Raw genomic sequence first — 24,727 nt, forward strand, 5'->3', positions numbered from 1 at the left:
GGGAACAACCAAAGATTCACCCCGCATAAAAATAATCAGTGGGAGTACATCTACATGCAATCGACCCAAAAGCCGACTCACGTCCGCTATTTGATCCTGCTCATGCTGTTTCTGGTGACCACGATCAACTACGCCGACCGGGCTACCATCGCAATCGCCGGCTCCAGCCTGCAGAAAGACCTGGGCATTGATGCCGTTACCCTCGGCTACATCTTCTCCGCATTCGGTTGGGCCTACGTGGCCGGGCAAATCCCCGGTGGCTGGCTGCTGGACCGTTTCGGTTCGAAAAAAATCTACGCGTTGAGTATCTTCACCTGGTCACTGTTCACCGTGCTGCAGGGCTATGTCGGCGAGTTCGGCATGTCCACGGCAGTGGTTGCGCTGTTCATGCTGCGCTTCCTGGTGGGCCTGGCTGAAGCGCCATCCTTCCCTGGCAACGCACGTATCGTAGCGGCCTGGTTCCCGACCGCTGAGCGCGGCACTGCCTCGGCGATCTTCAACTCGGCGCAATACTTCGCCACGGTACTGTTTGCACCGCTGATGGGCTGGATCGTCTACAGCTTCGGCTGGCAGCACGTGTTCATCGTCATGGGCGTGATCGGCATCATCTTCTCCGGGATCTGGCTGAAGGTTATCCACAGCCCGCGTCAGCACCCGATGATCAATGATGCCGAGTTCAAGCACATCGCCGACAACGGCGGCATGGTCGACATGGACCAGGACAAGGGCAAAGGCAAGAAGACCGATGGTCCGAAGTGGGACTACATCCGGCAGTTGCTGACCAACCGCATGATGCTCGGCGTATACCTGGGCCAATACTGCATCAACGGCATCACCTACTTTTTCCTGACCTGGTTCCCGGTGTACCTGGTGCAGGAACGCGGCATGACCATTCTCAAGGCCGGTTTCATCGCGTCCTTGCCGGCGATCTGCGGCTTCATCGGTGGTGTGCTCGGCGGGGTGATTTCCGATTACCTGCTGCGCAAAGGCCATTCCCTGACCTTCGCCCGCAAGGCGCCGATCATTGCCGGCCTGCTGGTTTCCAGCAGCATCGTGGCCTGCAACTACGTGGATGTTGAATGGATGGTGGTCGGCTTCATGGCCCTGGCGTTCTTCGGCAAAGGCGTGGGTGCACTGGGTTGGGCGGTGGTGTCCGACACCTCGCCGAAGCAGATCGCCGGCCTGAGCGGTGGCCTGTTCAACACCTTCGGTAACCTTGCGTCCATCACCACCCCGATCGTCATCGGCTACATCATCAGCTCCACCGGGTCGTTCAAGTGGGCACTGGTGTTCGTCGGTTGCAACGCACTGGTCGCGGTGTTCAGCTATCTGGTCATCGTGGGCCCGATCAAGCGTGTGGTGCTCAAAGAGCCACCAGCGAACGGTTCTGAAGCCCCTGGCAAATTGTCTCAAGCGCATTCCTGAGGAGCGGCGTCATGCAGTTGATTGAACATTCCGACTCGCCGCGCTACATCCGCCTGCACGAGCGGGATAACGTGGTCATCGTGGTCAATGATCAGGGCGTACCAGCCGGTACCGAGTTTGCGGACGGCCTGGTCACCTTGGACTTCGTGCCGCAGAGCCACAAGGTCACCCTGGAAGACATTCCCGAAGGTGGCCAGGTGATTCGTTACGGCCAGGTCATTGGCTATGCCTTGCAGCCGATTCCCCGTGGCAGTTGGGTCAAGGAAGATCAACTGCGCATGCCGACCGCGCCACCGCTGGACAGCCTGCCGCTGTCCACCGATGTGCCGGCCGCGCAGGCACCGCTGGAAGGCTTCACTTTCGAGGGTTATCGCAACGCCGACGGCACCGTCGGCACGCGCAACATTCTCGGCATCACTACCACCGTGCAGTGCGTGACCGGGGTGCTGGATCATGCGGTCAAGCGCATCAAGGATGAGTTGCTGCCCAAGTACCCACACGTCGATGACGTGGTGGCGCTGACCCACAGCTACGGCTGTGGCGTGGCGATCACTGCGACTGACGCATACATCCCGATCCGCACCGTGCGCAACCTGGCCCGCAACCCGAACCTGGGCGGCGAAGCCCTGGTGATCAGCCTGGGCTGCGAGAAATTGCAGGCCGGGCAGGTGATGCACGACAACGACAGCTCGGTGGATCTCAGCGAGCCATGGTTGTACCGCTTGCAGGACTCCAGCCACGGCTTCACCGAGATGATCGAGCAGATCATGGAACTGGCCGAGACGCGCTTGAAGAAGCTCGATCAGCGTCGCCGGGAAACCGTGCCGGCGTCCGAGCTGATCCTGGGCATGCAATGCGGCGGCAGTGATGCGTTCTCCGGTATCACCGCCAACCCGGCACTCGGTTATGCCTCGGACCTGCTGCTGCGGGCCGGTGCGACGGTGATGTTTTCCGAAGTCACCGAAGTGCGCGATGCCATTTATCTGCTGACCTCCCGCGCGGAAAACCAGGACGTCGCCCAGGAACTGGTGCGGGAAATGGACTGGTACGACCGCTACCTGGCCAAGGGTGAAGCAGATCGTAGCGCCAACACCACGCCGGGCAACAAGAAGGGCGGGTTGTCGAACATTGTCGAGAAGTCCTTGGGCTCGATCGTCAAGTCCGGCAGCAGCGCGATCAATGGCGTGCTTGGCCCTGGCGAGCGCTTCAAACGCAAAGGCCTGATCTTCTGCGCGACCCCGGCCAGTGACTTTGTCTGTGGGACCTTGCAGCTGGCGGCGGGGATGAACCTGCATGTGTTCACCACCGGTCGTGGTACGCCTTACGGGTTGGCCATGGCCCCGGTCGTCAAGGTATCGACCCGGACTGAATTGGCGCAGCGCTGGCCTGACCTGATCGATATCGACGCCGGGCGTATTGCCACCGGGCGCGCATCGATCGAGGAACTGGGCTGGGAGCTGTTCCATTACTACCTGGATGTGGCCAGCGGCAAGAAACAGACATGGGCCGAGCAGCACAAGCTGCATAACGACATCACCTTGTTCAACCCGGCGCCGATCACCTGATACTGCATTGCCCGGGAAAAGATCGCAGCCTGCGGCAGCTCCTACAGAGCACGATTTTCCCTGTAGGAGCTGCCGCAGGCTGCGATCTTTTGATCTTAATGCGCTCGTGTGGCTTATCATTAGCCCCCTAACGACGCCCACCCCAAGGTCCTCCCGGCATGCTGGCAATTTTCCTCGAAACCCTGAACATCACCGCGCCGGTGTTTGCCATGCTGTTTTTGGGGGTGCTGCTCAAGCGCATCGACTGGATCAACGACAACTTCATCCACACGGCGTCGGCACTGGTGTTCAACGTCACCATGCCGGCGTTGCTGTTTCTGGGCATCCTGCATGCTGACCTGCGCGCGGCATTGCAGCCGGCGCTGCTGATCTATTTCTCCGTGGCGACGCTGGTGTGTTTTGCCATTGCCTGGGGCTGGGCGATCTGGAAGTGCCCGCGGGAAGATCGCGGGATCTACACCCAGGGCGCCTTTCGCGGTAACAACGGGGTCATCGGCCTGGCGCTGGCGGCCAGCATGTACGGCGACTACGGGATTTCCCTCGGGGCGATCCTCGCGGCACTGGTGATCCTGTTTTACAACACCCTCTCGACTATCGTGCTGGCGGTCTACAGTCCGGTGATCAAATCCGATCCTTGGAGCATCTGCAAAAGCGTGTTCAGCAATCCGCTGATCGTCAGCGTGATTGCGGCTGCACCCTTCGCCTATTTCAAGATCGGCTTGCCCGGCTGGCTGGAGACCTCCGGCCAGTACCTGGCGCAAACCACGCTGCCGCTGGCGCTGATCTGCATCGGCGGCACGCTGTCCCTGGCGGCACTGCGCAAAAGCGGTAACATGGCGCTGAGTTCAAGCCTGGTGAAGATGATCGGCCTGCCGGTGCTGGCGACGCTGGGGGCATGGCTGTGGGGCTTTCGTGGGGCGGAACTGGGGATTCTGTTTCTGTACTTCGGTAGCCCGACCGCCGCTGCCAGTTTCGTCATGGCCCGGGCGGCGGATGGCAATCACGAACTGGCGGCGGCGATTATCGTGATCACTACGTTGATGGCGGCTGTCACCACCAACATCGGGATCTTCTTCTTGCAGTGGGGTGGCTGGATTTAGCGCCCCTGTTCATCGGCCAGGGTTTTGCACGCCGGTTCGATAACCGGAGGCGCCTGGGTCGGATAGTGCGTGGGCATGACCTGCACCGGGGTTGTCACGACGAAGCCATCGACAAAGGTCGTTTCGACAAAGGTCGCTTTCCAGCCATTTTCCGGTGTGTCGATCTGCATGTCAGCGTTGAGCGGGTCTGTGAGCTTTACGTCTTCAGGCACGTACTGGACGCCACAGGGGTGACGAAAGTCCCGGGCGACCGGATTTATCGCCGTCCATTGAACGACTCGCACCGGTGCCTCGGAAAAGTGCAGCCCCATCCTTTGTGTTGAAACGTGCGGATTCGAGCGCATGGAAATGACCGGCAAAGGCTTGTCCTGTTGCCAGCGATTGATGACCGGTATCAGCGAGTTCTCGACGAACCGATTGATGCCGTAGTGGCTCGCATTGGGCGCGATTCGCAAGGCTTTCGGACCGGGTAGCTGATCGAAGAAAAACTGTGAATTGTCTGGCAGGAAAAAATCGTCGCTGCTGGCATTGACGATGTATTTCGGGATCGCCAGGCGATCGGCATAGCGGGTTTGCAAGTAGCTTAGCGGGTCTTCGATTTTCATCAGGTGTGCGAAGTTTTCAGTCTTGATTCGTTGGGTAATGCCCTCGTGATGGTAGTCAAAAAATGCCAGTGGCCAGTTCTTTCCGTAGGCCTGCCAGGTATGTTCAAGCACACTGTCCGTGCCCAGTACGTCGATCACAAACGGCACGATGGCCTTGATCCGCTCATCGGCAATCGCTGCCAGCCAGGTGGTCCAGCCACGTTTTGATGCGCCGCTGGCAATGAAACGGTCTATTCCCCAGGGTTGCAGCTCCTTTTGCGCGAGGTCCATGGCCTTGATCATCGACACCACCATGGGTAGGCGCACCGACATGTACGGGCGCTGGTACGGGTCATCGAGAAAGAGCTTCCAGCTGTGGGCGACGCTGGCATCTTCAGTGCGCGCAATGCCGTCGTCGGTATAGGTCAGGTACTGGTTCGGAACGTTGCTGACTGAAATGACAATCGTGCGTGTTTTACGCGCCACTTCAAGTGCCATGGCTTCGGTAAAGTCCGTCGGCTCGTCGGCGTTGTTTTGCCCTGCGTTAGGGGTTCCGTTATTGGCCACCAGCAGCGACTGGCCGCGCAGGGCATTGTCCGGGATGTAGATGTCCACGGTGTGTTTCCACTGTGCGGGGCTGACCAATCCTTGTGGCGACCATTGCTGGGAGGACAGGTCGAAACCGCGCTTTTCCACACCTGGAAATGATGTGTTGCCTTTGGCGGTGTAAACCAATGGATTGGCGTCTTCGGCTTTCGTGTAGCAGGCAAGCACTTCGCTGAAGTCTTGATTGCTGGCCTCGAAACACGCCTGGGCAGAGGCATGTATCGAGCTGCTGACGAGCAGGCTGGCCAACATCAATTTCGACAATACGAACCTGGAGTTCAATCGCATGAGAACCTTCCTTGTAATGCAGGGAGAGGTTCGAGTCCTGGTTGCAGCGATGCTGCGCCGACCATCCCCCCTGGTGGATTTTTGTCGGCGCAGTGTGTCGAAAAGATGTGTGGGCGAACAGGGTTGGCGGGGTGTCTTTTATTGTCGAAATATGTGGTTGAACCGTTCAACGCACAAGCGTTACCGAGGGCGGCGAACCACTCTGGCGATGGTGATTACTTCGGCGTCTGATAGCTGTCGATCACTTCCTGCGCTGCCCGAAACGCATCGATCGCCGCCGGCACACCGGCATACACCGCGCAATGCAACAAGGCCTCGCGAATCTCATCCACAGTGCAGCCGTTGTTCAGCGCACCGCGCACGTGACCTTTCAATTCCTGCGGGCACTTCAGTGCGGTCAGGGCCGCGAGGGTGATCAGGCTGCGGGTTTTCAGCGGCAGACCTTCGCGATTCCACACCCCGCCCCAGGCGTGTTCATTGACAAAGTCCTGCAGCGGCTGGGTGAACTCGGTGGCGTTGCCCAGTGCGCGGTCGACGAAGGCGTCGCCCATCACTTGGCGGCGGACTTCAACGCCGGTTTTTTTATTCTCGGTCATGGGACTTCCCTCTTATGGTGTTGGCGACGCCAGGCGCGTAGCGACGTGAACAGCAAAAACGCCACCAACGCCGGCAGGACGAAAAACAGCATCAAGTGTTCCAGCTTGCCGGCCAGTGGCATGCCGGTGGTGAACGACACCACGTGCAGTCCATAGGCCAGGTACAAACCCAGAAACAGCAGGCCTTCGGCGCGGGTCACCCGGTAGCCGGAGTAAAACACCGGCAGGCACAGCGCAGCGACGCCGAGCATCACCGGCAGGTCGAAATCCAGGGCGTTGGGCGACACCGACAGGGGCGACGGCGCCACCAGTGCGGTAAAGCCGAGCACGCCCAAGAGGTTGAACAGGTTGCTGCCAATCACGTTGCCCACGGCAATCTCGCGCTCGCCGCGCATTGCGGCGATCAACGAAGTGGCGAGCTCAGGCAGTGACGTGCTGACAGCGACGATGGTCAGGCCGATGATCCGCTCCGACAACCCCAAATCGGTGGCGACCGCAACCGCTGCACCCAGCAACAAGTGCCCGGCGTACACCAGCATCGCCAGTCCTGCGACGATCATCAGCAGGCTGCTCAACCATGGCGCTTGCGGGTGGTGGTCATGGCTCGATACCGGCCGTGCCGAGTGTCGCGACTGGCGCAGCAACAAGCCCAGGTAAATCGCCAGAGCCGCAAGCAATATCATGCCGTCGGCCCGGGTCAGTTCTTCATTCCAGGCGAGTACGAACACCAACAGGCTGGCGCCGATCATCAACGGAATATCCAGACGCACCAGTTGTCGGGAAACCCTCAACGGAATGATCAGCGCGGACAACCCGAGGGTGACGAGGATGTTGAAAATGCTGCTGCCGATCACGCTGCCGACCGCGATGTCGGCGTTGCGCGCCAGGGTGGCTTGCAGGCTGACCGCCATCTGCGGGGCGCTGCTGCCGAGGGCGACGATGGTCAGGCCGATGATCAGCGGGCGTATGTGCAACCTTGCGGCAATGCGTACTGCAGCGCGCACCATCAATTCGGCGCCGACAATCAGCAGGAGCAATCCGCTGAGCAATTCGATCACGCTGATCAGGGGTAAATCGGCTAATCCGAAAATGGTCGGGGCTCCATCGGTCAGTCGTCGAGGGCTTGTACGCGAACCCGTGCGGTGCCGCTTTTGAGCATGCCCAGGCGCGCGGCGGCTTCGTGGGACAGGTCAATCAGGCGGCCACGGGTGTGCGGCCCGCGATCATTGATGCGCACCACGCAGGATTTGTCGTTATTCAGATTGGTCACCTTCACCCGTGTACCGAAGGGTAGCTGGCGATGGGCGGCGGTCATGGAATTCTTGTCGAAACGTTCGCCGTTGGCGGTGCGTTTGCCTTGGTGTTTGGCGCCGTAGTACGAAGCCACGCCGGTTTTGTCGTAGCCGTGTGGATCGACGGTGTCGGTGCTGGCGCAACCGGCCAGGAGCGAGAGGAGGGCGCAAAGTCCAAGTAGACGCTTCATTTGAAAGCTTCCAAAAATAAATGTGGGAGCGACGGTGCGGCGGTCCGACTTGCTCGCGATTGGCATTCTGACAGTCAACTTTGTGTTGAGTGCCGGACCGCTATCGCGAGCAAGTCGAATCGTCGCACCGTCGCTCCCACAGGGATTTGAGCCAGACTTAAAAACTGGCTCCATTCCGGTCAGCCTTCGAGCTTGCTTTTCAGCAGTTCGTTGACTTGTTGCGGGTTGGCCTTGCCTTTGGAGGCTTTCATGGCCTGGCCGACGAAGAAGCCGAACATTTTGCCGCGCTTGGCTTCGTCTGCCGCACGGTATTGCTCGACCTGCTCGGCGTTGGCCGCGAGCATTTCGTCCAGTACCGCCGAGATGGCGCCGGTGTCGGTCACTTGCTTGAGGCCGCGCTTGTCGATGATCTCGTCCGCGCTGCCTTCGCCGTTGGCCATCGCTTCGAACACCACCTTGGCGATCTTGCCGGAGATGGTGTTGTCCTTGATACGCAACAGCATGCCGCCCAGAAGCTCGGCGGAAACCGGCGACTCTTCGATGTCCAGGCCTTGCTTGTTGAGCAGGCTGCCCAACTCGACCATCACCCAGTTCGCCGCCAGTTTGGCGTCGCCGCCGATGCTCGCGACTTTTTCGAAGTAGTCGGCTTGCTCACGGCTGGTGGCCAGGACGCTGGCGTCGTAGACCGACAGACCGAATTGCTCCTGGAAGCGTTCGCGCTTCTGCGGTGGCAATTCCGGCAGGGTGGCGCGCACGTCGTCAAGGAACGAGTTCTCGATGACTACCGGCAGCAGGTCCGGATCGGGGAAGTAACGGTAGTCGTTGGCTTCCTCTTTGCTGCGCATCGGACGGGTTTCGTCCTTGTTCGGATCGTACAGGCGGGTCTGCTGGATCACCTTGCCACCGTCTTCGATCAATTCGATCTGACGCTGGATTTCGCTGTTGATCGCCTTCTCGATGAAACGGAACGAGTTGACGTTCTTGATCTCGCAGCGGGTGCCGAATTCGACCTGGCCTTTCGGACGGATCGACACGTTGCAGTCGCAACGCAGCGAGCCTTCGGCCATGTTGCCGTCGCAGATGCCCAGGTAGCGCACCAGCGCGTGGATCGCCTTGACGTAAGCCACGGCTTCCTTGGCACTGCGCATGTCCGGCTCGGAGACGATTTCCAGCAACGGCGTGCCGGCACGGTTCAGGTCGATGCCGCTGGCGCCGCTGAATTCTTCGTGCAGGCTCTTGCCGGCGTCTTCTTCCAGATGCGCGCGAGTGATGCCGACACGTTTGACCGTGCCGTCTTCGAGGGCGATGTCCAGGTGGCCCTTGCCGACGATCGGCAATTCCATCTGGCTGATCTGATAGCCCTTCGGCAGATCCGGGTAGAAATAGTTTTTACGGGCGAACACGTTGTGCTGGCCGATCTCGGCGTCAATCGCCAAGCCGAACATCACCGCCATGCGCACCGCTTCCTGGTTCAGCACCGGCAATACGCCGGGCATGCCGAGGTCTACCAGGCTGGCCTGGGTGTTCGGCTCGGAACCGAAGGTGGTGGAGCTACCGGAAAAGATTTTCGACCGGGTGGTGAGCTGGGTATGAATCTCCAGCCCGATCACGACTTCCCATTGCATGTGTTTCTCCTCAGAAGCCGGTTGGGGTGCGGGTGTGCCAGTCAGTGTTTTGCTGATACTGATGGGCAACGTTCAACAGGCGACCTTCCTGGAAATACGGAGCGAGCAGTTGCACGCCGACCGGCAGGCCATCGACAAAACCTGCCGGCATGGACAAGCCCGGCAGACCGGCGAGGTTGGCGGTGATGGTGTAGACGTCTTCCAGGTAGGCAGCGACCGGGTCGCTGTTCTTGGCGCCGAGCTTCCAGGCCGGGTTCGGCGTGGTTGGGCCGAGGATGATGTCGACCTCATTGAAGGCCGCCATGAAGTCGTTCTTGATCAAGCGACGAATCTTCTGCGCCTTCAGGTAGTAGGCGTCGTAGTAACCGGCGGACAGCGCATAGGCGCCAACCATGATCCGGCGCTGAACTTCCGGCCCGAAGCCTTCGCCACGGGAACGCTTGTACAGGTCTTCCAGGTTTTTCGGGTCTTCGCAACGATAGCCGAAACGTACGCCGTCGAAACGCGACAGGTTGGAGGACGCTTCCGCCGGGGCGATCACGTAGTACGCAGGAATCGCGTGCTGCATATTCGGCAGGCTGATTTCCTTGACCACCGCGCCGAGCTTTTTCAACTCTTCAACGCTGGCCATGACCAGATCGGCGATGCGGGGGTCGAGACCGGCGCTGAAGTATTCCTTCGGCACGCCGATGCGCAGGCCTTGCAGCGAGCCGTTGAGGCCGGCGCTGTAATCAGGCACGGGTTCGTCGATGCTGGTGGAGTCTTGCGGGTCGAAACCGGCCATGCCTTGCAGCAGGATCGCGCAGTCTTCGGCGGTGCGGGCCAATGGGCCGCCCTGATCGAGGCTGGACGCGTAGGCAATCATGCCCCAGCGCGAAACGCGACCGTAGGTCGGTTTCAGGCCGGTGAGGTTGGTCAGGGCCGCAGGCTGACGGATCGAACCGCCTGTGTCAGTGCCGGTGGCTGCTGGCAACAGACGAGCAGCTACCGCCGCCGCCGAACCGCCAGACGAGCCGCCCGGCACGTGTTCCAGGTTCCACGGGTTTTTCACCGCGCCGTAGTAGCTCGACTCGTTGGCCGACCCCATGGCGAATTCGTCCATGTTGGTCTTGCCCAGGGTCACGGCCCCGGCCGCAGCCAGCTTGGCGACGACGGTGGCGTCGTACGGTGCCTTGAAGTTGTCGAGCATCTTCGAGCCGCAGCTGGTGCGAATGCCCTGGGTGCAGAACAGGTCTTTGTGGGCGATCGGCGCGCCGAGCAGGGCGCCGCTCTCACCATTGGCCCGACGAGCGTCAGCGGCTTTCGCCTGCGTCAGCGCCAGGTCCTCGGTGAGGCTGATGAAACTGTTGAGCTGCGGATCGAGCTGGGCGATGCGCGCCAGCAGGACTTTGGTCAGCTCTTCGGAGGAAAACTTTTTATCGGCGAGTCCGCGGGCGATCTCGGCCAGAGTCAATTGATGCATTGCAGGCTCTTTCCCTTTAGTCGATGACTTTCGGAACCAGGTACAGGCCGTTTTCGACCGCTGGTGCGATGGACTGGTAGGCCTCGCGGTGATTGGTCTCGGTCACGACGTCTGCACGCAGGCGCTGGCTGGCTTCCAGTGGGTGGGCCAGCGGTTCGATACCGTCGGTATTGACCGCTTGCATTTCGTCGACCAGCCCGAGAATGCTGTTCAGGGCCGAAGTGATGTGTGGAAGATCGGCATCATTGAGGCCAAGGCAGGCCAAATGAGCGATTTTTTCCACGTCGGAGCGTTCAAGCGCCATGGGATTCTCCAGTGGAAAACAGAACGGACGGCGTCCGTGTGTTAGATTGTCGGAACACTACCGCATTTCTACGGTCTCAAGGCCGCGATTGTGGGGCTTGGTGCACAGAAAAGCGGCCAATTTAACATATTGGCGCCTTGCCCAAAATCCCTGTCGTTGTTAGAGTTTGCCGCACTTTTTTACCCACGCGTTGCCTAGGGTCCCTTTCCCATGTTCAAGAAACTGCGTGGCATGTTTTCCAGCGATCTTTCCATTGACCTGGGCACTGCCAACACCCTTATTTACGTGCGCGAGCGCGGTATCGTCCTGAATGAGCCCTCCGTTGTGGCCATTCGGACACACGGTAACCAGAAAAGTGTCGTTGCTGTCGGCACCGAAGCCAAGCGCATGCTCGGCCGTACGCCGGGCAACATTGCTGCCATTCGTCCGATGAAGGACGGTGTGATCGCCGACTTCAGCGTTTGCGAAAAAATGCTGCAGTACTTCATCAACAAGGTTCACGAAAACAGCTTCCTGCAGCCTAGCCCTCGCGTGTTGATCTGCGTTCCGTGCAAATCCACCCAGGTTGAGCGTCGTGCCATCCGTGAATCGGCCCTTGGCGCCGGTGCCCGTGAAGTGTTCCTGATCGAAGAGCCAATGGCCGCTGCGATCGGTGCCGGCCTGCCGGTTGAAGAAGCTCGCGGTTCGATGGTCGTGGATATCGGTGGCGGTACCACCGAAATCGCGCTGATCTCCCTGAACGGTGTGGTTTACGCCGAATCCGTGCGTGTTGGCGGCGACCGCTTCGACGAAGCGATCATCACCTACGTGCGTCGCAACTACGGCAGCCTGATCGGCGAATCCACCGCCGAGCGCATCAAACAGGAAATCGGTACGGCCTACCCGGGTGGCGAAGTTCGCGAAGTCGATGTTCGTGGCCGTAACCTGGCCGAAGGCGTTCCGCGCGCATTCACCCTGAACTCCAACGAAGTGCTGGAAGCTCTGCAAGAGTCCCTGGCCACTATCGTTCAGGCCGTGAAAAGCGCCCTGGAGCAATCGCCTCCGGAACTGGCTTCCGACATCGCCGAGCGTGGCCTGGTACTGACCGGTGGTGGCGCCTTGCTGCGTGACCTGGACAAATTGCTGGCCCAGGAAACCGGTCTGCCGGTGATCGTTGCCGAAGACCCGCTGACCTGCGTTGCTCGCGGCGGTGGCCGTGCATTGGAAATGATGGATAAACACACCATGGACCTGCTTTCCAGCGAATAAGTCGCCGGATTGCCTCTATGCTGTTGAGCGCGCAGGCGGCACTTTGCAGTGCTGCCTGTTCGCGTTTATCTTCTGTCACTTTGCATCCTGGCCGGATTGCTGCCGTATGAATAAACAGAACATTTGCCTGGGAGGAGCGGCTTATTAAACCGCTTTTCACCAAGGGCCCTTCACTGGGCGTGCGCCTGTTGGTGCTTGTCGTGCTATCGGTCGCGCTGATGGTGGTCGATGCCCGTTTCAGTCTGCTCAAGCCTGCACGCAGCCAGATGTCGCTGGTGCTGATGGACGCCTACTGGATCACTGACCTGCCTGGACGACTGTGGGAAGGTATCGCCAGTCAGTTTGGCAGCCGGACCGAACTCGTCGCCGAAAACGAAAAACTCAAAAGCGAAAACCTGCTGTTGCAGGGGCGCATGCAGAAGCTTGCCTCCCTGACCGAGCAGAACGTTCGGCTGCGCGAGTTGCTCAACTCTTCGGCACTGGTCAACGAGAAGGTCGAAGTGGCCGAGTTGATCGGTATGGACCCCAACCCGTTCACCCATCGCATCATCATCAATAAAGGTGAGCGCGACGGCGTGGTCCTCGGTCAGCCGGTACTCGATGCCCGTGGCCTGATGGGCCAGGTGGTCGAGTTGATGCCCTACACCTCCCGCGTCTTGCTGCTGACCGATACCACCCACAGCATCCCGGTGCAGGTGAACCGCAACGGGTTGCGGGCGATTGCCAGCGGCACCGGCAACCCGGAACGTCTCGAATTGCGGCATGTGGCCGATACCGCCGACATCAAGGAAGGCGATTTGCTGGTCAGCTCCGGCCTCGGTCAGCGTTTCCCAGCAGGTTATCCAGTGGCGACGGTCAAGGAAGTGATTCACGATTCCGGCCAGCCGTTTGCCATTGTCCGCGCCATTCCGACCGCTGCCTTGAACCGCAGCCGTTACCTGCTGCTGGTGTTCAGTGACAACCGTACGGCTGAAGAGCGCGCCAACGATGCCGCCCAGGCTCAGGAAAGCCTGGATGCACAGGGTGGTGGCCCGATCATTCCGGCGACAGTTCCGAAACTGGTCAACCCTGTAGCCCCCGCTGCACCGGCCGCCGCACCGGTAGCTCCTGCTACGGTGGCGCCCGCGGCCACTGCGCCAGTCAAGCCAGCCACCACGCCAGCCAAATCTGCGGCCACGCATCCTGCGGCGGCTAAACCGCCGGCGGCGCAACCCGCTGCCGCGAAACCTGCCGCCAAACCGCCAGTCTCCGTGCCGGCCACTCCAGTGGGGAGAGAATAATGGGCGGTGTAAAAGCATCCCGAAACGGCTGGATAGTCTGGCTGACATTTGCCGTCGGTCTGCTGCTGAGCGTTTCACCTCTGCCGCAATTCATGGAAATCCTGCGCCCGCTGTGGCTGGCCTTGTTGCTGGCATTCTGGGCGTTGAACCTGCCGCAGACCGTCGGGATGGTGACGGCGTTTTGCCTGGGGCTGGCTGAAGACGTGCTCTACGGTACCTTGCTGGGTCAGAATGCCTTGATCCTGACGCTCATCACCTACCTGGTACTGGCGCTGCAGCAACGTCTGCGGATGTTCCCGATGTGGCAGCAGAGCCTGGTGATCCTGGTGATCTTCGGCCTCGCCCAGCTTGTACAACTATGGCTCAGTGCCTTGACCGGCAATCGTCAACCGACGCTGGCGCTGGTACTGCCGGCACTGGTCAGTGCATTGCTCTGGCCCTGGATCAGTTTCGGTTTGCGCGGATTGCGTCGACGCTACAAAATCAATTAATTCGCTCAGGCATTGGACAGGGAGAGGTCTTGATGAAACGGTTGTACCTCGCCTCTGGCTCGCCGCGTCGGCGTGAATTGCTCACGCAGATCGGCGTTCCGTTCTCCGCCGTCAGTGCGGACATCGATGAAACCCCTGTACTCAAAGAATCCCCATCGGCCTATGTCGAGCGTCTGGCGCGCGGCAAGGCCGAAGCCGGGTGCGGCGGCGTCGTGTCTGAAGAACCGTTCTGCGTGCTCGGCGCCGATACCGCCGTGGTGCTCGATGGAAAAATTCTCGGCAAACCGGTTGATGAAGCGGATGCGTGCGCCATGCTGATGATGTTGTCAGGGTGTGAGCATGAGGTCCTGACCGCGATTGCAGTGCTCGATGGCGAACGTTGCGAGTCTCGGGTTGTCACCAGTCGGGTGCGATTTCGTGCTATCAGTCGCGATGAAGCCGCGGCCTACTGGGCCAGCGGCGAACCACGGGACAAGGCGGGCGGTTATGGCATTCAAGGACTGGGTGCGGTGTTTGTCGCCGGACTCAATGGAAGTTATTCAGCGGTAGTCGGACTACCGCTTTGCGAAACCGCGGAACTGCTCGGCCATTTCGGCATACCCTGTTGGCAACCCCGGAACGCGCTTTAAGCGTCGTCCTGAACAGATGCGGCCATTATCGTGAACATGCCTGAACGAGACCCTGCCATGAGTGAAGAGATCCTGATCAACATCACGCCGATGGAGTCGCGCGTGGCGGTGGTCGAAAACGGTGTCCTGCAAGAGGTCCACGTCGAGCGTACGCAAAAGCGCGGGATCGTCGGCAACATCTATAAAGGCAAAGTCGTGCGGGTATTGCCGGGGATGCAGGCGGCATTCGTCGATATCGGCCTGGATCGTGCCGCATTCATTCATGCGTCGGAAATTTCCCTGCGCGAAGGTCCGGCGGTCGAGAGCATCAGTGCACTGGTGCACGAAGGCCAGAGCCTGGTGGTGCAGGTGACCAAGGACCCGATCGGTTCCAAGGGCGCACGCCTGACCACTCAGCTGTCGATCCCTTCGCGTTACCTGGTGTACATGCCACGCACGGCCCATGTCGGCATTTCCCTGAAGATCGAAGACGAGGCCGAGCGCGAGCGACTCAAGCAAGTGGTCACTGATTGCGTGGCCAAGGAAGGGATCAAGGAAGCCGGCGGTTTCATTCTGCGCACGGCAGCCGAAGGCGCCGGCGCCGATGAAATCCTCATGGACATCCGCTACCTGCGAAGGCTTTGGGACCAGATCAGCGCCCAGATCAAAACCATCAGCGCGCCCAGCGTGATCTACGAAGACCTCGGTTTGGCGCTGCGCACCCTGCGTGATCTGGTGAGCCCGAAAATCGAGAAGATCCGCATCGACTCCCGGGAAACCTTCCAGAAAACCACGCAATTCGTCGCCGAATTGATGCCCGAGATTGCCGACCGTCTGGAGCATTACCCGGGCGAGCGGCCGATTTTTGACTTGTATGGCGTCGAAGACGAAATCCAGAAGGCTCTCGAGCGCAAGGTCCCGCTCAAGTCCGGCGGTTATCTGGTGGTCGACCCGGCTGAAGCCATGAGCACCATCGACGTCAACACCGGGGCGTTCGTCGGCCATCGCAACCTCGAAGAAACCATCTTCAAGACCAACCTCGAAGCCGCGACAGCCATCGCTCGTCAATTGCGCCTGCGTAACCTCGGCGGAATCATCATCATCGACTTCATCGACATGGAAGATGAAGAACACCAGCGCCAGGTGTTGCGCACGCTCGAAAAGCAACTGGAGCGCGATCACGCCAAAACCAACATCATCGGTATCACCGAACTGGGCCTGGTGCAGATGACCCGCAAGCGCACCCGCGAAAGCCTTGAACAAGTGTTGTGCGAGCCGTGCAACGCCTGTCAGGGGCGCGGCAAGCTCAAAACCCCGGAAACCGTTTGCTACGAAATCTTCCGCGAAATCCTGCGTGAAGCACGCGCCTATCAGGCGGAAGGCTATCGTGTATTGGCAAACCAGAAAGTGGTGGACCGCCTGCTCGACGAAGAGTCGGGCAACGTCGCCGAACTGGAGGGGTTTATCGGGCGCACCATCCGCTTTCAGGTCGAAACCATGTATTCCCAGGAACAATACGACGTGGTGCTGCTCTGAAGCGTATCGTTTTGATTGTTCGAGAATGGCTGGCCTCAGCTTTTTGCAAAACTTTTGCCATGGGGGCCACCTGACATGGACCGTCTGACACGCATTTTGGCCGCACTGACCCGCTGGGGTCTGGGCCTGTGCGCGTTGGTTTTGGTGTTGATGGCGCTCTACGTCAGCCTGGGCCGGGAGCTGACGCCGTTAGTCGCCGAGTACCGTGCCGACATCGAAACCAAAGCCAGCGATGCCTTGGGCATGCCGTTGCAGATCGGCGAGCTCGAAGGCAACTGGAGTGGATTCGCCCCCATACTGATGGCGCACGACGTGACGGTCGGCGAGGGCGCCAATGCCTTGCACCTGGATCAGGTGCGCGCGGTGCCGGACCTTTGGGCCAGCCTGCTGGCACGTCAGGTACGCATCGCTCATCTGGAGCTCAGCGGCCTGAAGATCAGCGTCAAGGAGGGTAACGACGGTCAATGGGCGCTGGAAGGTTTGCCGGTACAGCAGGACCAGCCAACCGATCCGGAACAGCTGCTCAATCGCATGCAGATGATCCAGCAACTGTCGGTGCTCGACAGCCAGGTGACCTTGCAGCCGTTTGCGCAGTCGCCGCTGACCCTGACTTATGTCGGCCTGAATCTGAAAACCGGGGCGTCGCGGCAGCGACTCGACGCCCGCCTGACCCTGCCCGACGGCCAGCCCGTGGCCATGAGTCTGCGCACCCGCATTCGAGCCAGTCAATGGAGGGACGCTGAAGCCGAGGTTTACCTGAGCCTGCCGCAAAGCGACTGGTCGAAGTGGTTGCCCGAGCGAGTGACCCAAGAGTGGAGTTTCTCTGAGATCAAAGCCGGCGGCGAGCTTTGGCTGACCTGGGGCAAAGGTGCCCTGCAAAGTGCTGCGGTCCGTTTGAATGCACCACAACTCAAGGGTGCCTACGCCGAGCGCAAGCAGATCCAGATCAACAATCTGGCCCTGAACGGCTACTTCCAGCGCAGTGCCGAAGGCGCGTCAGTGACTTTCGATTCCCTGGCGATGAACCTTGGCGAGACCCGCTGGGAAACGCATTTGCAACTCAAGCAAAACGCGGCCACTGATAAAACCGAAGAGCTCTGGCGCCTGCAAGCCGACCGGGTCGATCTCACTCCGCTGACCCCGCTGCTCAACGCGCTGGCGCCGTTGCCAGAAGGTCTTGCCACGGTCGTCGAGCGGCTCAAAGTCACGGGCAGCCTGCGTAACGTGCTGGTCGACTTGCGCCCCAATGCCACAGACGACAGCAAGTTCGGCTTTGCCGCCAACCTCGACCAGGTAGGCTTCGATGCCTATCACGGTGCGCCGGCGGCGCGAAATGTCAGCGGCAGCATCAGTGGTGACCTGGGGCGCGGCGAATTGCGTATGGACAGCAAGGATTTCATGCTGCATCTGGACCCGATTTTCGCCAAGCCATGGCAGTACCTTCAGGCCAATGCGCGGCTGACCTGGAAACTCGATAAAGAAGGTTTCACCCTGATCGCGCCGTACCTGAAGGTGCTGGGCGAGGAAGGCAAGATCGCCGGCGACTTCCTGATTCGCCTGCACTTCGATCACACCCAGGAAGACTACATGGACCTGCGGGTCGGCATGGTGGATGGTGACGGTCGCTACACCGCCAAGTACTTGCCGGCAGTCCTCAGCCCGGCGCTGGATGAATGGCTGCGCACGGCGATTCTCAAGGGCGCGGTGGACCAAGGCTTCTTCCAGTATCAAGGGTCGCTCAGCCATGGTGCCGCGGACGTCGATCGCAGCATCAGCCTGTTCTTCAAGGTTCACGATGCCGAACTGGCCTTCCAGCCGGGCTGGCCCCATGTCAGCAAGGTCAGCGGCGATGTGTTTGTCGAAGACAGCGGCGTGCGGATTCTGGCCAGCAAGGGCCAGTTGCTCGACACGCAGGTCAGCGATATCTACGTCAACATTCCCCATGTGCCTGCCGGGCAGAACGTTCATTTGTTCCTCGATGGCGGGTTTACCGGCGGTTTGGGCGATGGCCTGAAAATCCTCCAGGACGCGCCGATCGGTACCGGGGCAACCTTTGCCGGGTGGGAAGGCGAGGGTGATCTGCAAGGCAACTTGAAGCTGGATATTCCGCTGGCGAAAGGCGAGGAGCCGAAGATCCTCGTCGATTTCAAGACCGCCAAGGCACGCTTGAAACTGGCTGAACCTGTGCTGGAGCTGACCCAACTCAAAGGTGATTTCCGTTTCGACAGTGCCAAGGGCCTGAGTGGGCAGAACATCAGCGCACGGGCGTTCGACAAGCCGGTCACCGCACAGATTTTTGCCGACGGCAGTCCGGGTAAGCTTAATACCCGGGTGACCGCGTCGGGCCAGGTCGAGGTCAGGAAACTGACCGACTGGCTGAAGGTGACCCAGCCTCTGCCGGTGAGTGGCGTGATCCCTTATCAACTGCAACTGACCCTGAATGGCGCCGACAGCCAATTGCTGGTCAATTCCAATCTCAAGGGCGTGGCCGTCGATTTGCCTGCGCCGTTCGGCATGGCTGCCGATGCCGGGCGCGACACGACGTTCCGTATGACCTTGCAGGGTGACGAACGGCGCTATTGGGTCAACTACGCGGACCTGGCGAGTTTCACGTTTGCCGCCCCGGCCAGCAATTTCGCCGACGGTCGCGGGGAATTGTTCCTCGGTGGCGGCGAGGCCGTGTTGCCTGGCACCAAAGGCCTGCGGATAAAGGGTGTGTTGTCGGAGCTGGACGTTGGCCCGTGGAAGGATCTGGTGGATAAATACGCCGGACAGGACCCCGGCGGCAGCGCGAAGCAATTGCTCAGCGGCGCGGATTTCAAGGTAGACAAGCTTAGCGGTATCGGCACCACGCTCGACCAGGCCTCGATTCAGCTGGCGCGCAAGCCTTCCGCCTGGGCGCTGCAACTCGACAGCCAGCAGATCAAGGGTAGCGCGAGCCTTCCTGATTCGAAGGCCACGCCGATCATGATCAATCTGCAAACCGTGCGCCTGCCCGCACCGGACCCGGCCGTGCTGGCCGATGAAAACTCGCCGGATCCGCTGGCGTCGGTGGACCCGACGATAATCCCTGCGATGGACATCACCATCAATCAGTTATTCCAGGGCCAGGATCTGGTGGGGGGCTGGTCGCTGAAGATTCGTCCTACGCCCAAGGGCATCGTGTTCAACTCGCTGGACCTGGGCCTCAAGGGCATGCTGTTGGTGGGCAGCGGTGGCTGGGAAGGCGCGCCTGGCGCCAGCAACAGCTGGTACAAGGGACGCATCAGCGGCAAGAACCTCGCCGATGTACTCAAGGGCTGGGGGTTTGCGCCAAGCGTCACCAGCCGGGACTTTTATATGGATGTCGATGGCCGCTGGCCCGGATCGCCGGCCTGGGTGGCGACCAAACGATTCTCCGGCTCGCTCGATGCGACGCTCAATCAGGGCCAGTTCGTCGAGGTCGAAGGCAGTGCTCAGGCGCTGCGGGTATTTGGTTTGCTCAACTTCAACTCCATCGGCCGGCGCCTGCGCCTGGACTTCTCCGACCTGTTCGGCAAAGGTCTGAGTTATGACCGGGTCAAGGGGCTGCTGGTTGGGACCAATGGGGTGTATGTCACCCGTGAGCCGATCCGGCTGACGGGCCCTTCGAGCACCATCGAACTCGACGGCACCCTGAACATGGTGGCCGATCAGATCGATGCGAAACTGATGGTGACCTTGCCGGTGACCAATAACCTGCCGATTGCCGCACTGATCGTCGGTGCACCCGCAGTCGGCGGGGCACTGTTCCTGATCGACAAGCTGATCGGCGACCGGGTCTCCCGTTTCGCCAGTGTGAAGTACATGGTCCAAGGGCCGTGGAAAGAACCGAAAATCACCTTCGACAAGGCTTTTTGAAAAGCCATCCTTCGGACCTATGGAGTAGCATGGCCGTAACTCCCCTGTAGGAGCTGCCGCAGGCTGCGATCTTTTGATCTTGTTTTTCAGAAGCAAAATCAAAAGATCGCAGCCTGCGGCGGCTCCTACGGTTATGCGTTGATTTCAATCAAGGAAAGGGCCATGTCTGTAGCGGTGATTCAAATGGTCAGCCAGAGCGATGTGCTGGCTAATCTGGCCCAGGCCCGTCGACTGCTCGAGCAAGCGGCCGCCGGTGGCGCGAAGCTCGCGGTATTGCCGGAAAACTTCGCCGCCATGGGCCGGCGCGACGTTGCCGACATCGGGCGCGCCGAAGCCTTGGGCGAAGGCCCGATCCTGCCCTGGTTGAAACAGACCGCACGCGACCTCAAGTTATGGATTGTGGCCGGCACGTTGCCGTTGCCGCCGGTGGATCAGCCGACGGCGAAAGCCCATGCCTGTTCGTTGCTGGTCGATGACCAGGGCGATACGGTGGCGCGCTACGACAAGCTGCACCTGTTCGATGTGGACGTGGCGGACAATCGTGGCCGTTATCGTGAATCCGATGACTATGCTTATGGCAACGGAGTGGTTGTGGCGGACACACCGGTCGGCCGGGTTGGCCTGACGGTCTGCTATGACCTGCGCTTTCCCGAGCTGTACAGCGAATTGCGCGCGGCCGGCGCGGAACTGATTACCGCCCCTTCGGCCTTCACCGCGGTGACCGGCGCGGCGCATTGGGATGTGCTGATACGTGCGCGAGCCATCGAGACGCAATGTTATGTGCTCGCCGCGGCCCAGGGCGGGACGCATCCGGGGCCGCGGGAAACCTTTGGCCATGCCGCCATCATCGACCCATGGGGCCGGGTACTGGCGCAACAGGATCAAGGCGAGGCCGTGCTGCTGGCCGAACGCGACAGCAATGAACAGGCGTCCATCCGGGCGCGGATGCCGGTGTCCAGTCACCGGCGATTTTTCTCGCAGGGCGCCCAGCGACCTGCATCAGAACGACGAATTTAAGGCGTAAAGCATATGAGCGAGTTGTTGTCCTCAGTCAGTGAACACCTGCTGGCGCCCGGTGGCGTCACGATCGAGAGCCTGCAAGGCGTGCTCGGCGACTTGGCCGGGCCAGGCATCGATGCCGCCGACCTGTATTTCCAGGGGCAGATCTCCGAGTCCTGGGCGCTGGAAGACGGCATCGTCAAGGAAGGCAGCTTCAACCTTGACCAGGGTGTCGGCGTGCGCGCGCAATCGGGTGAAAAAACCGGTTTTGCCTACAGCAATGCCATTACTCTTGAAGCCCTGGGCGCGGCGGCGCGTGCCGCCCGTTCGATTTCCCGGGCCGGGCAGCACGGCACCGTACAGGCATTCACCAGCCAGGACGTCGCGCAGTTGTATGCGCCGGACAATCCCCTGGAAGTGCTGACCCGTGCCGAGAAAGTCGATTTGCTCAAGCGAGTCGACGCCRCGACCCGCGCCCTCGACCCACGCATCCAGCAAGTCACCGTGAGCATGGCCGGTGTCTGGGAGCGGATTCTGGTGGCTTCCACCGATGGCGGTCTGGCGGCGGATGTGCGGCCGTTGGTGCGCTTCAACGTCAGCGTGATCGTCGAGCAGAACGGTCGCCGCGAGCGCGGCGGTCATGGCGGTGGCGGGCGGACCGATTACCGTTATTTTCTTGGCGAAGACCGCGCCATGGGCTATGCCCGTGAAGCGTTGCGTCAGGCACTGGTCAACCTTGAAGCCATCCCGGCACCGGCCGGTACCTTGCCGGTGGTGCTCGGTTCCGGCTGGTCGGGTGTGCTGCTGCATGAAGCCGTCGGTCATGGCCTGGAAGGCGACTTCAACCGCAAGGGCAGCTCGGCTTATAGCGGGCGCATGGGCGAGATGGTCGCATCGAAGCTGTGCACCATTGTCGATGACGGCACCCTGGCCGGTCGCCGCGGCTCGTTGAGCGTCGACGACGAAGGCACGCCGACCGAGTGCACCACGCTGATCGAAAACGGCGTACTCAAAGGCTACATGCAGGACAAGCTCAACGCGCGCCTGATGGGCGTGGCGCGTACCGGTAACGGCCGTCGCGAATCCTACGCGCACCTGCCGATGCCGCGCATGACCAACACCTACATGCTCGCCGGCGAAAGCGACCCGGCGGAAATCATCGCCTCGGTGAAGCGCGGCATCTACTGCGCCAACCTGGGTGGTGGTCAGGTGGACATCACCAGCGGCAAGTTCGTGTTCTCCACCAGCGAGGCGTACCTGATCGAGGACGGCAAGATCACCGCTCCGGTCAAGGGCGCGACCCTGATCGGCAACGGGCCGGAAGCCATGAGCAAGGTGTCGATGGTCGGTAATGACCTGTCGCTGGACAGCGGTGTGGGCACGTGTGGCAAGGATGGGCAATCGGTGCCGGTGGGTGTCGGCCAGCCAACGCTGAAGATTGATGCGATCACCGTGGGTGGCACGGGCGCATAAGGATAGGGACATCTCCTGTAGGAGCTGCCGAAGGCTGCGATCTTTGCCTTTTTTAATGATCAAAAGATCGCAGCCTTCGGCAGCTCCTACAAGAGCTTCGGAGAATTAACGCAGACCGCGTTGAGTCTCGTCCAGCTCACGGATGTACTTGAAGATTTTACGGCTGGAAGCAGGAGGCTTGTTTTGCGCAACCTCATGCTGGGCCTGACGGATCAGGGAACGCAATTGCTGGCGGTCCGCGTCCGGGTAGTCGACGACGAATTTCTCCAGAACGGCATCGTCGCCGGCGATCAGACGATCGCGCCAGCGCTCCAGGTTATGGAAGCGTTCGTTGTATTGACGGGTGGAGGCATCGAGTTGATCGAGCAGAACCAGAATGGCGGTAGTGTCCTGATCGCGCATCAGTTTGCCGATGAACTGAAGGTGCCGTTTACGCGCGATGTTCGCGGTGTGCTTGGGCGCATCGGCCAGAGCCCGACGCATTCCGTCGGTCAAGGGCAGTTTTGCCAGCAAGTCAGGCTTGAGTGTTGTAAGGCGCTCGCCAAGGTCAACCAGAGCATGCAGCTCGCGTTTAACCTGGGATTTGCTTTTTTCTCCCGTATCGAGGGAGTCGTCGTAAGAATCAACCATGGTGGCCGTCCGCAAAGAAACGCCGCCATGATAACCAGTCGGGGGCCGCTTGTCCGGCCCGGTCGCTCGATGACCGTTACCGAAAGCAGAATTTGAGTGGAGAACAGCATGAGTGCAGTTGAAAGCGTCGGCCCACAAGCGTTGCCGGCACTGCAGGAACAAGTCGAGCAGATCATCGCTGAAGCCAGGCGCCTGGGCGCCAGCGCCTGTGAAGTGGCGGTGTCATTGGAGCAGGGCTTGTCGACCACGGTGCGTCAGCGTGAAGTCGAAACGGTAGAATTCAACCGCGATCAGGGTTTTGGCATCACCTTGTACGTCGGTCAGCGCAAAGGCTCGGCCAGCACATCGGCCAGTGGTCCGGAAGCGATTCGCGAAACCGTCGCCGCGGCACTGGCCATCGCCAAACACACTTCGGAAGACGAAGCCTCGGGCCTGGCGGATGCCGCGCTGATGGCGCGGGATATTCAGGATTTCGACCTGTTCCACCAATGGGACATCACTCCGGAACAAGCCATCGAACAGGCCTTGGCCTGTGAAGCCGCGGCGTTTGCTGCCGACAGCCGGATCAAGAACGCTGACGGCACCACTCTCAGTACCCATCAGGGTTGCCGCGTTTATGGCAACAGCCACGGGTTTATCGGTGGTTACGCATCGACTCGTCACAGCTTGAGCTGCGTGATGATCGCCGAAGCGGACGGCCAGATGCAGCGCGATTACTGGTACGACGTGAACCGCCAGGGCAATCTGCTGGCCGATCCGGTCAGCATCGGCCAGCGTGCCGCGCAACGGGCGGCGAGTCGTCTGGGAGCGCGTCCGGTGCCGACTTGTGAGGTGCCGGTGCTGTTTTCCGCAGAGTTGGCCGGGGGCCTGTTTGGCAGTTTCCTGTCGGCGATTTCCGGCGGCAGCCTGTATCGCAAGTCTTCGTTCCTTGAGGGCACTCTCGGCCAGAAGCTGTTTCCGGAGTGGCTGACCATCGACGAACGTCCGCACTTGATGCGAGCCTTGGGCAGCGCGGCGTTCGATGGCGATGGCCTGGCAACCTACGCCAAACCGTTCGTCGAAAAAGGCGAGTTGGTGTCGTACATCCTCGGTACCTACTCCGGCCGCAAGCTCGGCATGCCAAGTACGGCCAACGCCGGCGGCGTGCACAACCTGTTCGTCACCCATGGTGATGAAGACCAGGCGGCCTTGCTGCGGCGCATGGGACGCGGACTGTTGGTCACCGAGTTGATGGGCCAGGGGCTGAACATGGTCACCGGCGATTATTCCCGGGGCGCGGCGGGTTACTGGGTCGAGAACGGCGAAATCCAGTTCGCGGTCCAGGAAGTGACCATCGCCGGCAACATGCGCGATATGTTCAAACAGATCGTTGCCGTGGGTAACGACCTGGAACTGCGCAGCAACATTCGCACTGGTTCGGTGTTGATCGAGCGGATGACGGTGGCGGGTAGCTAAGCTCAGACCGTTGCATAAAAAAGGCGCGCCACCCAATGGGTGGCGCGCCTTTCTTTTTGTGGATCAAAAGATCGTCCGAACGCGGCCCGA

At 60.5% G+C, this 24,727-nt stretch carries 20 protein-coding genes; 12 read left to right on the forward strand and 8 right to left on the reverse strand.

Annotated elements, in window-relative coordinates; all coding sequences use genetic code 11:
- Positions 1-54 precede the first annotated feature (54 nt).
- The 3 genes from AC1DXW_RS06910 (at position 55) to AC1DXW_RS06920 (ending at position 4,090) form a co-directional block, all read left to right on the forward strand.
- Entirely contained in the window at positions 55-1,425 is a 1,371-nt protein-coding gene (locus AC1DXW_RS06910) for an MFS transporter (RefSeq protein WP_477753399.1), read from the forward strand.
- Positions 1,426-1,436: 11 nt separating this feature from the next.
- Complete coding sequence (garD, locus tag AC1DXW_RS06915) at positions 1,437-2,990, forward strand: galactarate dehydratase (protein ID WP_477759867.1); 1,554 nt, start codon at positions 1,437-1,439, stop codon at positions 2,988-2,990.
- A 158-nt stretch (positions 2,991-3,148) separates the two neighbouring features.
- A complete protein-coding gene (locus AC1DXW_RS06920; protein ID WP_477753401.1) occupies positions 3,149-4,090 on the forward strand; it encodes an AEC family transporter in 942 nt (313 codons plus the stop codon).
- Here AC1DXW_RS06920 and AC1DXW_RS06925 read toward each other — a convergent pair.
- From AC1DXW_RS06925 to gatC, 7 genes are all read right to left on the reverse strand, one after another.
- The gene (locus tag AC1DXW_RS06925; protein ID WP_477753402.1) at positions 4,087-5,568 is read right to left on the reverse strand and encodes a PhoPQ-activated pathogenicity-related family protein; all 1,482 of its coding nucleotides are present in this window, start codon (positions 5,566-5,568) and stop codon (positions 4,087-4,089) included. The two genes, AC1DXW_RS06920 and AC1DXW_RS06925, sit on opposite strands and share 4 nt — an antisense overlap.
- A gap of 215 nt (positions 5,569-5,783) precedes the next feature.
- Positions 5,784-6,164 (reverse strand): carboxymuconolactone decarboxylase family protein, encoded by a 381-nt coding sequence (locus tag AC1DXW_RS06930; protein WP_477753403.1) that lies wholly within the window; start codon positions 6,162-6,164, stop codon positions 5,784-5,786.
- Positions 6,161-7,222, reverse strand: coding sequence for a calcium/sodium antiporter (locus AC1DXW_RS06935; RefSeq protein ID WP_477753404.1), 1,062 nt, complete (start codon positions 7,220-7,222; stop codon positions 6,161-6,163). The genes AC1DXW_RS06930 and AC1DXW_RS06935 overlap by 4 nt, the downstream gene beginning before the upstream one ends.
- Positions 7,223-7,272: 50 nt before the next feature.
- Entirely contained in the window at positions 7,273-7,647 is a 375-nt protein-coding gene (locus AC1DXW_RS06940; protein WP_442095881.1) for a septal ring lytic transglycosylase RlpA family protein, read from the reverse strand.
- Positions 7,648-7,826: 179 nt separating this feature from the next.
- The gene (gene gatB / locus AC1DXW_RS06945; protein WP_347910607.1) at positions 7,827-9,272 is read right to left on the reverse strand and encodes an Asp-tRNA(Asn)/Glu-tRNA(Gln) amidotransferase subunit GatB; all 1,446 of its coding nucleotides are present in this window, start codon (positions 9,270-9,272) and stop codon (positions 7,827-7,829) included.
- 10 nt (positions 9,273-9,282) lie between these two features.
- Positions 9,283-10,734, reverse strand: coding sequence for an Asp-tRNA(Asn)/Glu-tRNA(Gln) amidotransferase subunit GatA (gatA, locus tag AC1DXW_RS06950; RefSeq protein WP_477753405.1), 1,452 nt, complete (start codon positions 10,732-10,734; stop codon positions 9,283-9,285).
- Between the two features lie 16 nt (positions 10,735-10,750).
- Positions 10,751-11,038 (reverse strand): Asp-tRNA(Asn)/Glu-tRNA(Gln) amidotransferase subunit GatC, encoded by a 288-nt coding sequence (gene gatC / locus AC1DXW_RS06955; RefSeq protein ID WP_007901429.1) that lies wholly within the window; start codon positions 11,036-11,038, stop codon positions 10,751-10,753.
- A 210-nt stretch (positions 11,039-11,248) separates the two neighbouring features.
- On the opposite strand from gatC, the gene mreB reads away from it, so the two are divergent.
- The 8 genes from mreB (at position 11,249) to tldD (ending at position 22,552) form a co-directional block, all read left to right on the forward strand.
- Positions 11,249-12,286 carry a rod shape-determining protein MreB gene (mreB, locus tag AC1DXW_RS06960; protein WP_002555108.1) on the forward strand — a complete coding sequence of 346 codons (1,038 nt, stop codon included), beginning with the start codon at positions 11,249-11,251 and terminating at the stop codon, positions 12,284-12,286.
- Between the two features lie 143 nt (positions 12,287-12,429).
- Entirely contained in the window at positions 12,430-13,566 is a 1,137-nt protein-coding gene (gene mreC, locus AC1DXW_RS06965) for a rod shape-determining protein MreC (protein WP_477753424.1), read from the forward strand.
- Entirely contained in the window at positions 13,566-14,057 is a 492-nt protein-coding gene (gene mreD / locus AC1DXW_RS06970) for a rod shape-determining protein MreD (protein WP_007970244.1), read from the forward strand. The genes mreC and mreD overlap by 1 nt, the downstream gene beginning before the upstream one ends.
- Positions 14,058-14,089: 32 nt before the next feature.
- Positions 14,090-14,686 (forward strand): Maf family protein, encoded by a 597-nt coding sequence (locus tag AC1DXW_RS06975; RefSeq protein WP_477753406.1) that lies wholly within the window; start codon positions 14,090-14,092, stop codon positions 14,684-14,686.
- 57 nt (positions 14,687-14,743) lie between these two features.
- Entirely contained in the window at positions 14,744-16,201 is a 1,458-nt protein-coding gene (gene rng, locus AC1DXW_RS06980) for a ribonuclease G (protein ID WP_007970246.1), read from the forward strand.
- 75 nt (positions 16,202-16,276) lie between these two features.
- Positions 16,277-20,080 (forward strand): YhdP family protein, encoded by a 3,804-nt coding sequence (locus AC1DXW_RS06985; RefSeq protein ID WP_477759868.1) that lies wholly within the window; start codon positions 16,277-16,279, stop codon positions 20,078-20,080.
- 162 nt (positions 20,081-20,242) lie between these two features.
- Positions 20,243-21,097, forward strand: a complete 855-nt coding sequence (locus AC1DXW_RS06990; protein WP_477753408.1) for a carbon-nitrogen hydrolase family protein — start codon at positions 20,243-20,245, stop codon at positions 21,095-21,097.
- Between the two features lie 12 nt (positions 21,098-21,109).
- Positions 21,110-22,552, forward strand: coding sequence for a metalloprotease TldD (gene tldD, locus AC1DXW_RS06995; RefSeq protein WP_477759869.1), 1,443 nt, complete (start codon positions 21,110-21,112; stop codon positions 22,550-22,552).
- 105 nt (positions 22,553-22,657) lie between these two features.
- Here the strand turns inward: tldD and yjgA are convergent, their stop codons facing one another.
- Complete coding sequence (gene yjgA / locus AC1DXW_RS07000; protein WP_057716427.1) at positions 22,658-23,182, reverse strand: ribosome biogenesis factor YjgA; 525 nt, start codon at positions 23,180-23,182, stop codon at positions 22,658-22,660.
- Between the two features lie 108 nt (positions 23,183-23,290).
- Here yjgA and pmbA point away from each other — a divergent pair, with 108 nt between their 5' ends.
- Positions 23,291-24,637, forward strand: coding sequence for a metalloprotease PmbA (gene pmbA / locus AC1DXW_RS07005; RefSeq protein ID WP_477759870.1), 1,347 nt, complete (start codon positions 23,291-23,293; stop codon positions 24,635-24,637).
- Positions 24,638-24,727 lie beyond the last annotated feature (90 nt).

This window comes from Pseudomonas sp. P4_C4 (assembly GCF_056402055.1).